General features: G+C 68.7%; 11 protein-coding genes. 3 read left to right on the plus strand and 8 right to left on the minus strand.

The features are described 5' to 3' along the window. Positions 1-40 precede the first annotated feature (40 nt). The 4 genes from G5B31_RS08715 to G5B31_RS08730 all read right to left on the minus strand — a co-directional run bounded on the left by G5B31_RS08715 (position 41) and on the right by G5B31_RS08730 (position 5026). Complete coding sequence (locus G5B31_RS08715; protein WP_165016127.1) at positions 41-3205, minus strand: valine--tRNA ligase; 3165 nt, start codon at positions 3203-3205, stop codon at positions 41-43. Positions 3206-3272: 67 nt separating this feature from the next. Then, positions 3273-3908 carry a glutathione S-transferase family protein gene (locus G5B31_RS08720; RefSeq protein ID WP_165016130.1) on the minus strand — a complete coding sequence of 212 codons (636 nt, stop codon included), beginning with the start codon at positions 3906-3908 and terminating at the stop codon, positions 3273-3275. Continuing rightward, positions 3905-4660 (minus strand): VOC family protein, encoded by a 756-nt coding sequence (locus G5B31_RS08725; protein ID WP_165016133.1) that lies wholly within the window; start codon positions 4658-4660, stop codon positions 3905-3907. The genes G5B31_RS08720 and G5B31_RS08725 overlap by 4 nt, the downstream gene beginning before the upstream one ends. Before the next feature lie 3 nt (positions 4661-4663). Further along, complete coding sequence (locus G5B31_RS08730; protein WP_165016136.1) at positions 4664-5026, minus strand: DUF1428 domain-containing protein; 363 nt, start codon at positions 5024-5026, stop codon at positions 4664-4666. A 76-nt stretch (positions 5027-5102) separates the two neighbouring features. Between G5B31_RS08730 and G5B31_RS08735 the strand changes: the two genes are divergently transcribed. Further along, on the plus strand, positions 5103-5726 hold the full coding sequence (locus tag G5B31_RS08735; protein ID WP_165016139.1) for a helix-turn-helix domain-containing protein: 624 nt from the start codon (positions 5103-5105) through the stop codon (positions 5724-5726). 98 nt (positions 5727-5824) lie between these two features. Further along, complete coding sequence (locus tag G5B31_RS08740; RefSeq protein ID WP_165016142.1) at positions 5825-6541, plus strand: heparan-alpha-glucosaminide N-acetyltransferase; 717 nt, start codon at positions 5825-5827, stop codon at positions 6539-6541. A gap of 28 nt (positions 6542-6569) precedes the next feature. Here the strand turns inward: G5B31_RS08740 and aguB are convergent, their stop codons facing one another. From aguB to G5B31_RS08755, 3 genes are all read right to left on the minus strand, one after another. Continuing rightward, entirely contained in the window at positions 6570-7445 is an 876-nt protein-coding gene (gene aguB, locus G5B31_RS08745; protein WP_165016144.1) for an N-carbamoylputrescine amidase, read from the minus strand. A gap of 89 nt (positions 7446-7534) precedes the next feature. Beyond that, a complete protein-coding gene (locus G5B31_RS08750; protein WP_394352123.1) occupies positions 7535-8638 on the minus strand; it encodes a DUF2235 domain-containing protein in 1104 nt (367 codons plus the stop codon). A 107-nt stretch (positions 8639-8745) separates the two neighbouring features. After that, entirely contained in the window at positions 8746-9891 is a 1146-nt protein-coding gene (locus G5B31_RS08755) for a type III PLP-dependent enzyme (RefSeq protein WP_165016147.1), read from the minus strand. Positions 9892-10106: 215 nt separating this feature from the next. Between G5B31_RS08755 and G5B31_RS08760 the strand changes: the two genes are divergently transcribed. Continuing rightward, positions 10107-10538: an Lrp/AsnC family transcriptional regulator gene (locus tag G5B31_RS08760; RefSeq protein ID WP_165016149.1), complete on the plus strand. Its 432-nt coding sequence runs from the start codon at positions 10107-10109 to the stop codon at positions 10536-10538. 291 nt (positions 10539-10829) lie between these two features. Here G5B31_RS08760 and G5B31_RS08765 read toward each other — a convergent pair whose 3' ends face one another. Beyond that, positions 10830-12119: a citrate synthase gene (locus G5B31_RS08765; RefSeq protein WP_165016151.1), complete on the minus strand. Its 1290-nt coding sequence runs from the start codon at positions 12117-12119 to the stop codon at positions 10830-10832. Between the last annotated feature and the right edge of the window lie 74 nt (positions 12120-12193).

A 12193-nucleotide genomic window follows, 5' to 3' on the forward strand; every position in this document is an offset into this window, starting at 1 on the left:
GTCTGGTCCCGCCCGCCGCCCCGCGCAAGTCGGGTTTGCCTCAGCCCAGGTCGGCCAGCCGGGCGAGGGCGGCCCGCAGCTTGGCGGCCTCTTCCTCGCGGGCCTCCAGGTTGGACTTCGCCTCCTCGACCACATCCTCGGGGGCGGACTTGGCGAAGTTGGGATTGTCGAGCCGGCCTTTCAGCCCGCCGATCTCTTTCCCCAGCTTGTCCAGCGCCTTCTGCAGCCGCGACTTCTCTTCGGCGATGTCGATCAGCCCTTCCAGCGGCAGGGCGAAGGCCGCGCCTTCCGCCGCGATGGCGATCGAGCCTTTCGGGGCCGGGCCTTCGGAGAAGCCCTCGATCCGCGCCATCCGACGGATCAGCGCCTCGTTCCTGTCCCATGCCGCGCGGGCGGTCGGGGAAAGCTCGGTCGCCACCAGATCGGCCTTCAGCCCCACCGGCACATGCACCTGTGCCCGGGCCGAGCGGATGTCGTCGATCAGCCCGGTGACGAAGGACATCTCGGCCTCCGCGGCGCGGTCGATCAGGCTGGCGGGCAGCTCGGGCCAGTCGGTGTGGACCAGCAGCTTCTCCCGCTTCCCGGTCGTGCCCCACAGTTCCTCGGTGATGAAGGGCATGAAGGGGTGCAGCAGGATCATCGACTGGTCCAGCACCCAGGCCATGGTGGCCCGGGTCTCGGCGGCATCCTCGCCGTCGAACAGCGGCTTGGCGAATTCGACATACCAGTCGCAGACCTTGCCCCAGACGAACTTGTAAAGCGCATCTGCGGCCTGATCGAAGCGGAAGTCCTCAAGCGCTGCATTGACCTCGGCCAGCGCCTTGGTGGTCTCGCCGATGATCCACTTGTTCGCTGTGGCCCTGGGGGCGGGCGGCGCGCTTTGCGTCGCGTGGCCCTCCCAGACCCCGTTCATCTCGGCGAAGCGGCAGGCGTTCCACAGCTTGGTGCCGAAGTTGCGGTAGCCGGCGATCCGTTGCGTATCCAGCTTCAGCACGCCGCCGAGGCTGGCCATCGCGGCATTGGCGAAGCGCAGCGCATCGGCGCCGTATTCGCCGATGATCTCCAGCGGGTCGATGACGTTGCCCAGCGACTTCGACATCTTCTTGCCCCTGGCGTCGCGGACGAGGCCGTGCAGGTAGACGGTGCGGAACGGCACCTCGTTCACCACGGCAAGCTGCATCATCATCATCCGGGCGACCCAGAAGAACAGGATGTCCTGCCCGGTGACGAGGACCGAGGTGGGGAAATAGCGCTGCAGTTCCGGGGTATCCTCGGGCCAGCCGAGGGTGCCGATGGGCCAGAGGCCGGAGGAGAACCAGGTGTCGAGGACATCGGGATCGCGCCAGACCGGATAGACCAGCCGGGTCGGGTCCTGATTGACGGTGTAATCGGCCAGCGAGTCCGCCAGCAGGGCGGCCGCCGCGGCGCGGTCGGCGACCTCGACCACCCGGGCGTGGTTCAGCGGATGCGGCAGGGCGGCGAGGTCGTCGCGGAAGCGGTCGGCCACGGCGTCGAAGGCGGCGGCGCAATGGTGCCGGGTCTCGCCGTTCACATGGCCGGCGTCGGTGAGGATGCGCAGCATCTCCACCTCGTCCAGCGCCTCGTCGCCCTCGTCGTCGGTGAAGCCGGGGGCATCGAGGGCGAAACCATACCAGACCGGGATCTGGTGGCCCCACCAGAGTTGCCGGCTGATGCACCAGGGTTCGATGTTCTCCAGCCAGTGGTAATAGGTCTTCTCGCCGGAGGGCGGCATGATCTTCGTCGCGCCCGAGCGCACGGCCTCCAGCGCCGGTTCCACGATCTTCGCGGTGTCGACGAACCACTGGTCGGTCAGCATCGGCTCGATGACGACCTTGGAGCGGTCGCCGAAGGGCTGCATGATCGGCTTCGACTCGACGTAAGGCACCCGCTCCAGATGTTCGGCGCCGGTTTCCTTGTCGATGCTCTTCTTCAGCGTGGTGACGGCCAGCCCCTCGGCGTTGATCTGCTCGACCACCCGCTTGCGGGCCTCGTAGCGGTCCAGCCCGCGCAGGTCGTCCGGCACCAGGTTCAGCGCGTCCACCTCGGTTTCCGACAGCGCCAGCGGCTGCTCGGCGATGCCGGGCGTCGCATAGCCCTTCGCCACCAGCCAGGCACGGGAGGCGGCCTGCGCCACTGCAGCGGCCTCGGCATAGGGCAGGCCGTCGTCCCGCATCTGCGCGCGGCTGTCCATCAGCCGGTAGCAGGGGATGCCGTTGCGCCGGGCCACCGCATAGTCGTTGAAGTCGTGCGCCCCGGTGATCTTCACCGCGCCGGAGCCGAAGGTCGGGTCCGGGTATTCGTCGGCGATGATCGGGATCAGCCGGCGGTGTTCCTTCGGGCCGACCGGGATTTCGCAGAGTTTCCCGATGATTGGCGCATAGCGTTCATCCGATGGATGAACTGCCACCGCCCCGTCGCCCAGCATGGTTTCCGGCCGCGTGGTGGCGATGGAGATATAGTCGCGCTCTTCCTCGAAGGTGACGTTCCCGTCGGCGTCCTTCTCGCGGTAGATGTAGCTCTCGCCCCCCGCCAGCGGGTATTTGAAGTGCCACATATGGCCGGGGGTGTCGATGTTCTCGACCTCAAGGTCCGAGATCGCGGTCTCGAAATGCGGGTCCCAGTTCACCAGCCGCTTGCCGCGGTAGATCAGGCCCTTGCGGTAGAGATCGACGAAGACCTTGATCACCGCGTCGTGGAAGTTGCCCTCCTCGCCCGCCGGCGCCCCCGGCGCGCCGGACATGGTGAAGGCCTCGCGGTCCCAGTCGCAACTGGCGCCGAGGCGCTGCAACTGGCCGATGATGGTGCCGCGCGAGCGCCGCTTCTGCTCCCAGACCTTCAGCGTGAAGGCCTCGCGCCCCATCTCGCGGCGGGTGGCGTTGCCTTCCTTGGCCATCTCGCGCTCGGTCACCATCTGGGTGGCGATGCCGGCATGGTCGGTCCCGGGCTGCCAGAGCGTGTCGTCGCCGCGCATCCGGTGCCAGCGGATCAGGATGTCCTGCAGGGTGTTGTTGAAGGCATGGCCCATGTGCAGGCTGCCGGTGACGTTCGGCGGCGGGATCATGATGGAGAAGGCCGGCGCGCCGGGTTTCGCATTGGCGCCGGCGGCAAAGGCCTTGCGGTCCAGCCAGAGCTGCGAGATGCGGGCCTCGGCTTCCGCGGCGTTGAAGGTCTTTTCCATCGGCATCGGGCATTCCCCCTTGGGCTATGGCCCGGGGTTTAGCCTTTGGCCGCGGGATCGGCAATTGCCCATGCTACGGCCCGGCGGCCTGCCAATGCGCCATGTGGTCGGCCAGCGCCTTGCCGAAGGCCGGCCGCGCCAGCGCCCGGTCGTGATAGGCGCGCAGGGCGGGCAGGTGCTCCAGCAGGCCATGCGCCGCAGGGATGCGCAGCACCTCGGCCAGCAGCAGGTCGGCCACGGTGAAGCGGTCCGCCACCATCCAGTCGCGCCCGTCCAGCGCGGTCTGAAGCTGCTCCAGCCGCTGCAGGGCCAGCTTCGCCGCCTGTTCGGCCTCCGCCTCGTCCTTGCGGAACAGCTTGGCGATCTGCCAGGGCAGCGTCCAGGTCTCGATCGAGTTCAGCGCCGCGATCACCCATTGCAGCACCCGCGCACCGTCGTCGCCTTCGGGCAGAAGCGGCGTCCCCTTCGCCAGATGCAGCAGGATCGCGCCGCTTTCGAACAGCACCAGGTCCCCCTCGCGGATGAAGGGGACCTGGCCGAAGGGCTGCTGGCGGAAATGCTCCGGCGTCTTGCCCCGCAGCGGCACCGTCTCCACCCGGTAGGGGCGGCCGATCTCTTCGCAGAGCCAGCGCACCCGCAGGTCGCGGACATTGCCGCGGGGCATCTCGGGCACCCAGTCGTAGGTGACCAACACCAGCGGGTCGGTCATGCCGGGCCGACCACGGCGAAGGCGGCGCCGCGCGGGTCCTGCGCCATGACGATGAAGGCGCCGCCGGGCACCTCGACCGGGCCATGCAGGACCTTGCCGCCCGCCGCCTCGATGGCGGATTTCGCCGCCCCCGCGCCGGGCACGCCGAAATAGGGCAGCCAGTGCGGCGGCACCCCCGGCGGCCCCATCAGCCGCATCATCCCGCCGATGTCTGCGCCCTGGTGCGCGAACAGCTGGTAATTGCCCATCTCGCCCATCGGCATGGCGGTGGTGGGCTTCCAGCCCAGCAGATCGGCATAGAAGGCCAGCCCCGCCTCCGGATCGGTCGAGTGCAGCTCGTGCCAGTTGCCGTGGCCGGTCTTCTTCTGGTCGAAGGCCCCGCCCGCGCCGCCGGGCAGCGGTTGCAGCAGGCCGAAGACCACGCCCTGCGGATCGGTGGCGATGGCGAAGCGGCCGGTGCCGGGAATGTCCTCCGGCCCGCGGTGGAGGCTGCCGCCGAGCGCCTTCGCCTTCTCCGCCGCCGCGTCGCAATCGTCCACGGCGAAATAGACCAGCCAGAACTCCGGCATCGGGCTGTCCGGCTCCATCAGCCCGGCCACCATGTCGCCGCCGGCGACCGCCAGCGTATAGGAGAAGTCCGGCATCCCGGCATCCTGGAAGGACCAGCCGAGGATCGGGCCATAGAAGGCCTGCGAGGCCGCGCTGTCGGCGGTCGACAGCTCATACCAGCAAGGCGCACCGTGGTGGGACATCGCTCAGCCTTCCGTGACGATGGGGGTGAAACCGCCGTAGATCATGCGCTTGCCGTCGAAGGGCATCGCCTCGGGCTTCATCTCGGGGTCGGTCTCCGACTGCTCCATCATCTTCTTGTAGGCGGCGTCGCGGGTGGCCTTGTCGGGCCAGGTCATCCAGGCGAAGACCACCGTCTCGCCCTCCTTCAGGTCGACCGCGCGCAGGAAGTCGGTGTGCTTGCCCGCCGGCACGTCGTCGCCCCAGCCGACCCAGAGGCTCAGCGCGCCGGCGTCGCGGAAGCTGGGCCACCATTTCAGCTCGTGCTGGCGGTATGTCTCGCGGTCCTCGGTGCGGACGGGAATCAGGAAACCGTCGATATAGGACATCTTGCCGCTCCTTCGTTGCTTGCCGGAAGAGGCTTGCGGCTTTAGTTGTAAAAAGCAACTGAAAATCGGAGCAGCGATGGAAACCCGCCGACGAAGCTATGACGAGGGCTGCATCGCCGCCCATGCGCTGGACCTGATCGGCGACCGCTGGGCGCTTCTGGTCGCGCGCGAGCTGATGCTGGGCGGGCGGCGGTTCTCGGAGCTGCGGGCCGGGCTGCCGGGGATCGCGGCCAATGTGCTGACCCAGCGTCTGGAGGGGATGGAGGCTGCCGGGCTGGTCTTGCGCGAGGGCCGCGCCTATGCGCTGACGCCGGCGGGCTTCGGGCTCTGGCCGGTGCTGAAGGCGCTGTGCCTCTGGGGCGCGGCGCAGCCGGGGCACGATCCGCGGCTGTTCATCAGCCCGACGGCGCTGATGCTGTCCATGCGGGCGACCTGCCGGCGCGAGGCGGCGGGGATGCACCGCGCCGGCTTCGTGCTGGCGGGCGAGCGCTTCACGGTGGAGACCGGCCCCGGCGCCTATCGCGTGGCGCGCGGCGGCGGGGGGGAGCCGATGCTCTTCGAGGGCGGCACCAATGCCATGGCCGCGGCGGTCTACGGGCCGCGGCCGCTGACCGAGACCGCTGAGGACAGCGTGGGCTTCACCGGCGACCTGGCGGAGGGGCAGGCTTTCCTGGACCTGTTCTCGCTGCGGCGGGGCTGAGGCGGCCTTTCGCGCCCGGTTCATTTCCCGCCTTGCACCCAGGCCCTGAACCGGCGCAGATCGGGCAGGACAGCGCAGGGCAGGGCGGGGAGGCGGCGGTGCGCGGCGACAGGCTGATCGGATTGGACATCGTGAAGACCGCCGCGCTGGTCTCGATGGTGGCCTATCACTTCGCCTACGACCTCGACCTCTTCGGCCTGATCCCCCGCGGCACCGCCGTCACCGGCTTCTTCTGGTGGCACGCAAGGGCCACCGCCGGCAGCTTCATCTTCCTCGCCGGCCTGTCGCTCTGGCTGGCGCATGGGGCGGGCATCCGCTGGCCGGCGTTCTGGCGGCGCCTTGCCAAGATCGCCGCCGCCGCGGCGCTGGTGACGGTCGCCACCCGTTTCGCCCTGCCCGGGCTGACGGTGTTCTACGGCATCCTGCATTCCATCGCGGTCTCCTCGATCCTGGCGCTGGCGGTGCTGCGCCTGCCTGCGGCGCTGACGCTGGCGCTGGCGGCAGGCGCCTTCGCCCTGCCGCTGCTGTTCCGCGACCCCCTGTTCAACGGCGCGCTGGTCTGGACCGGGCTCGGCACCGTGCCGCCCGTCACCGCGGATTTCCTGCCGCTGTTCCCCTGGATCGCGCCGATGCTGGCCGGGGTGGCGGCGGGGCGGCTGATGACCCGCTTCGCCCTCTGGCCGCGGCTGGTGCTTGCGCCCACCCGGCCGGCCCGCGCGCTGGCCTGGCCGGGGCGGCATACGCTGGCGATCTACCTGATCCACCAGCCGTTGCTGATCGGGGCGTTCAACCTGTGGTTCTGGGCGATGCGCTAGGCGCCCGATTTTTCGACGAAAAATCGTTCTAGCCGCGCCCGTCCAGCGAGCCGACCGCGCGGTAGAGATCGACCCGGCGGTCGCGGAACAGGCCCCAGCTGGCGCGCAGCTCGGCGATGGCGGCAAGGTCCACCGTTGCCGCCAGCACCTCCTCGCCGTCGCGCCCGGCCTTGGCCAGCAGCTGGCCGGTGGGATCGGCAATGAAGCTCGATCCGTAGAAGGTCACCTCGGTGCCGCCCGGCGCCGCCTCGCGGCCGATGCGGTTGGAGGCCACCACCGGCAGGATGTTCGCCGCCGCATGGCCGCGCATCACCATCTCCCAATGCGGCTGGCTGTCGTAGCCGGGCGCCGGCGGTTCCGAGCCGATGGCGGTGGGGTAGAGCAGCACCTCCGCCCCCTGCAATGCCATCGCCCGCGCCGCCTCGGGGAACCACTGGTCCCAGCAGATGCCAAGACCGATGCGGCCGAAGGCGGTGTCCCAGACGCGGAAGCCGGTGTCGCCGGGGGAGAAGTAGTATTTCTCCTCGTAGCCCGGCCCCTGCGGGATGTGGCTCTTGCGGTAGATCCCGAGGTTGCGGCCGTCGGCGTCGATCATCGCGGCGCTGTTGAAATGCGCCTGGCCCGCCTTCTCGAAGAAGGAGCAGGGCAGCACCACCCCCAGCTCCTTCGCCAGGCTCTGGAACAGCGCGATCAGCGGATGGCCCTCGGCAGGGCGGGCGAGGCGGAAATATTCCGCCCGCTCCTCGATGCAGAAATAGGGCGCCTCGAACAGCTCCTGGATGAGGATCACCTGCGCGCCTTTCGCTGCCGCCGCCCGGATAGCGCGTTCGGCGGAGTCGGCGTTTTTCGGCAGGTCCCAGGAGCAGGCGAACTGGGTGGCGGCGAGGGTGACGGTGCGCGGCATCGGCAGGCTCCGGGGCTTGGGGACAGCGCCGGGGGTTTTCCACCCCCGGACACCCGGAGGATATTTCCAGACAGAAAATGACGTAAGCCCTATTCCGCCGGCTGTCCCAGCATCGGCCAGCGCGCCCTTTCCGCCTGCGGCACGCTTTCGTGCAGCCGCTCGCTGCGGTCGCGGCCCACCACCCGGCGGCGGCGCAGGAGGAAGACCTTGCCCCAGCTGCGCCAGGTGCCGACCATCGGCGCCCGCGGGTCGCAGGGAAAGCGCGCTTGCCATCCGGGCGGCAGCTCCAGCCCGCAGGCCTCGGCCCGGCCCAGCATCCAGACCAGCGGGATGTTCGATAAGGGCCGCGCCGGGGTGAAGGCGCCCAGCTGGCCGCCGACATCGCCATGGGCGCCGCGGAACCAGACCTGCTCGACATTGCCCTCCCAGCCCGGGGGACAGTCCCACAAGAGCGGCTCGAACACCGCCCGGGTCTCGTCCAGCGCCAGCGCGTGGAAGCCGTGGCGGATCGAGGGGCCGAGCTGGTGGTTGTGGAAGGCGTGCTCGCCGTCGGTCAGCATCCACATCAGCGGCAGCCGCAGGCCGAGCGCCTTGACCGTGTCCCAGACCCCCAGCATCTCGATCGGTGCTTCCAGATGGCAGTTTGCCCGGGCGAAGGCCTGAGCGGCCGGGGTGCCGGGGCCGTTGCGGTAATGCCGCCAGGCCAGGGTCACGTTCCGCTCGGTCGCCGCGTCGTGGCGCAAAAGGCCCACCCGGTCGATCACGCCCGCCAGCGAGCGCACGGCGAAGGCGCCGCGGGAATAGCCGAAGAGATAGATCCGGTCGCCCTCGCGGTAGTGGCTGGCGAGATGGCCGTAGGCGCGGCGGATCTGGCCTTCCAGCCCGACGCCGTTGATCACGTCCATCCCCCGCCGCCAGCCCTGCCACTGGATGCCCTCTTCGTAGTAGAGCGTCCGCCGCGCCCGCGGCCCGTCTTCGGCCAGAAGCTGGAAGGTCAGGCCGGCGTTCGACACTTCGCCGTCGCGCAGCGAGGAGAAGGTGCCGTCCAGCACGATCACATGATCCACCCGCCCCCGCGCCGCGCCCTTGCCGGGCGGCAGGGAGACATCGGTCTCCGACACCGGGACCGGGCGCAGCCAGCGCTTGATGCGGTCGATGAAGGACGTGGCGGCCTCCTTCGGGCGGGGAGTCACTGCGGCAGGATGCCCGTGTCGCGTGACGGAATGGTTAACACCGAAAGGCTAGCGGCCCGGCCGGGATTGTCCAGCCGGGCCGCGCGATGTCGGGGGGGTGTGAAGGCTCAGACCTTCAGGTTCAGCACCGTCGCCATGGTCAGGTCGCCGAAGCCGTTGAAGCGGCTGTTCGTCACCACCGAATAGGAGCCGAGGCCGTGCCAGATGATGTAGTCGCCTTCCTCCATGTCGCCCGGCAGCGGGATCTCGCCCGGCAGCCGGTCCACCGAATCGCAGGTGGGGCCGAAGACGATGCGGTCCACCGGCTTGGCGCTGCGGATCGCCCCTTCGGGGCTGATCACCTGCATCCGGTCGATGATGCCGATCAGCGGCAGCTCGGTCAGGGTGCCGTAGACGCCGTCGTTCAGGAAGACATGGGCGTCGTCGCGGATCGCCTTGACCTTGGCGGCCAGCGTGAAGGCGTCGCCGCACATCGACCGGCCCGGCTCGCAGACCAAGAGCGGACGGTCGGCGCCGAAAGCCTCGGTCGCCACGCGGTCGATCAGCTGGAAGGTCGCCTCCAGCTGCGGCACCACGGCTTCCAGCCGGTGGCTGGGGAAGCCGCCGCCGACGTTCAGCCGGGCGATGGTGACGCCGGCGTTGCGCGCGATCACCGCGGCCTCGCGGATATAGGCCTCCCAGGCGTGGGGATCGGTGCATTGGGTGCCGGGGTGGAAGGTGATCGAGGGCACGAAGCCCGCCGCCGCCACCGTCTTCAACAGTTCCACCGCCAGATCGGAGGTCGCGCCGAACTTGGCGCCGAAGTTGTAGGCGGCGCCGGCCACCGGCAGCTTGAAGCGGACCGAGATCTCGGTGCCCTCGGCCGGGACCATCTCGATCAGCTTGGCGAGTTCCGATTTCGAATCGACGGAATAGGACTTCACGCCCTTCGCCACCGCATGGGCGATCTCGGCCCGGGCGCGCACCGGGTTGTTGTAGTGGATCGCCGCATCGGGGGCGAGCCGGCGGATCAGGTCGATCTCGAAGGGGGAGGCGCAGTCGTAGCCGCGCACGCCGGCGGCGGCGAGGTTCTCGATCATCTCCTCGCCCGGGTTGGACTTCACCGCATAGGTGACCATGCCGGGGAAGCCGTCGATGAAGCGGCGCGCCATCGCCTGCACCACCGAGGGCGCGAAGAACAGCACCGGATTCTCCGGCGCGACGTTGCGGATCATTTCGGTGGGGTTCGTCCAGATCGTCTTCGACAGTCCCATCGGCGCTTCCTCTCTGCCAACAAGACGCATCGCCCTTGACCCCGTGCAGCGCGGGGGGCCGGGCACCAGCGTGGTTTTCATCAACCAGGCCAGGTGCGTATGAGCCGCCCTTTTCCTGCACTCAGGATGCGCGATATGGGTGACATCTTCACCGATGAAAACTATATATCTGCCGCGAAATCTCGTTATAATGACGAAAATACCGGACAGATTGCATGGACGAACTGGATCGCAACATCATCGGGCTGCTGGGGGCGGATGCCCGCATGTCGGTGGCCACGCTGTCGCGCCGGCTGAAGGTGGCACGTTCCACCATCCAGGCCCGGCTGGAGCGGCTGGAGACCGGCGGAGTGATCGCCGGCTACACGCTGAAGCTGGGCGAAGGCGCGCGGGAAGGGCGGCTGCGCGCCTCGGTGCTGCTGACGGTGGAGCCGCGGTCGCAGGCGGCGATCCTGACCCGGCTGAAGGCGGTCAGCGAGGTGGAGCGGGTCTTCACCACCTCCGGCCGCTTCGACCTGCTGCTTCAGGTGGCCTGTCCGAACACCCAGGTGCTGGACCAGGTGCTGGACCAGATCGGCGCGATGACCGGGGTGAAGTCCAGCGAGAGCCTGATCCATCTGTCGACGAAGATCGACCGGGCGGTGTAGGCGGGGCCATTTGGCCGGGCGGGAACAGGCGAGGCACTGCCTCGCCCCCGCCCGTGCGGGACCTGTCAACCGGAGACGTTGCGGCACATATCCCCGAGAGGCCAGCGCCCGACCGGGCGGGCGAGAAGCGCCCGTCGAGGGGCGGGCGGGCGCTGGCCGGGCCATTGAGGCCCGGCCGGTCCGGCTGAAATGGTGCGCTGTGGCGAAGGCGATGGCCTTCGCCATGTCAATGACGAACACCGGCCGGGACCTTGCGGTCCCGGCCGGGCAAGCGAAGCGGCGCGCGCCGTCTCAGCGGTTGCGCAGGTCGACGTAGTCGCGGCGGTCGGGGCCGATATAGAGTTGCCGCGGACGGCCGATCTTCTGGTTCTTCTCGGCGATCATTTCCTTCCACTGGCTGATCCAGCCGACGGTGCGGGAAATCGCGAAGATCGGGGTGAACATCGAGGTGGGGAACCCCATCGCCTCCAGGATGATGCCCGAGTAGAAATCGACGTTGGGATAGAGCTTCTTCGAGATGAAATACTCGTCCTCCAGCGCGATCCGCTCCAGCTCCTTCGCCACCTGCAGCGTCGGGTTGTTGTGGATGCCCAGCAGGTCCAGCACCTCGTCGGCCGATTCCTTCATCACCTTCGCCCGCGGGTCGAAGTTCTTGTAGACCCGGTGGCCGAAGCCCATCAGCCGGAAGCCGGAATTCTTGTCCTTGGCCTTGGCGATGTATTCCGGGATGCGGTCGACGGTGCCGATCTGCTTCAGCATCTCCAGGCAGGCCTGGTTCGCGCCGCCATGGGCCGGGCCCCAGAGGCAGGCGATGCCGGCGGCGATGCAGGCGAAGGGGTTGGCGCCCGAGGACCCGGCCAGCCGCACCGTCGAGGTGGAGGCGTTCTGCTCGTGGTCCGCATGAAGCATCATGATGCGGTCCATCGCCTTTTCCAGGATCGGCGAGACCACGTATTCCTCGGCCGGGACGGCAAAGCACATGTTCAGGAAGTTGCCGGCATAGGAGAGCGAGTTCTTCGGATAGACGAAGGGCTGGCCCATCGAATACTTGTAGGCCATCGCGGCGATGGTCGGCAGCTTGGCGACCATGCGGATCGCCGCGACCTCGCGCTGCCAGGGGTCGTTGATGTCGAGGCTGTCGTGGTAGAAGGACGACATCGCGCCCACCACGCCGACCATCGTCGCCATCGGGTGGCTGTCGCGGCGGAAGCCGCGGAAGAAGTAGTGCATCTGCTCGTGCACCATGGTGTGGCGGGTCACCCGTGCGGTGAAATCGGCCAGCTGGTCGGCGGTGGGCAGGTTGCCGTAAAGCAGCAGGTAGCAGACTTCCAGATGGGTGGACTTCTCGGCCAGCTGCTCGATCGGGTAGCCGCGGTAGAGCAGTTCGCCCTTGTCGCCGTCGATATAGGTGATTGCGCTTTCGCAGGCGGCGGTGGAGGTGAAGCCGGGGTCGAAGGTGAAGACATCGGCCTCGCCGTAGAGCTTGCGGATGTCCACCACGTCCGGCCCGATGGTCGGGCGGAGGACCGGCAGGTCGTATTCCTTGTCGTCCAGCCTCAGCGTGGCTTTGCGGTTCGTCATTCTCAATGTCCCCCTACGGGCCGGCCGCGGGCAGGGGCGGCGGGCCATTGGCCAGTTCCGGCCCCGGTCGGGGC

The sequence above is a fragment of the Rhodobacter sp. SGA-6-6 genome, assembly GCF_011043545.1.
Classification (GTDB): domain Bacteria; phylum Pseudomonadota; class Alphaproteobacteria; order Rhodobacterales; family Rhodobacteraceae; genus Pseudogemmobacter.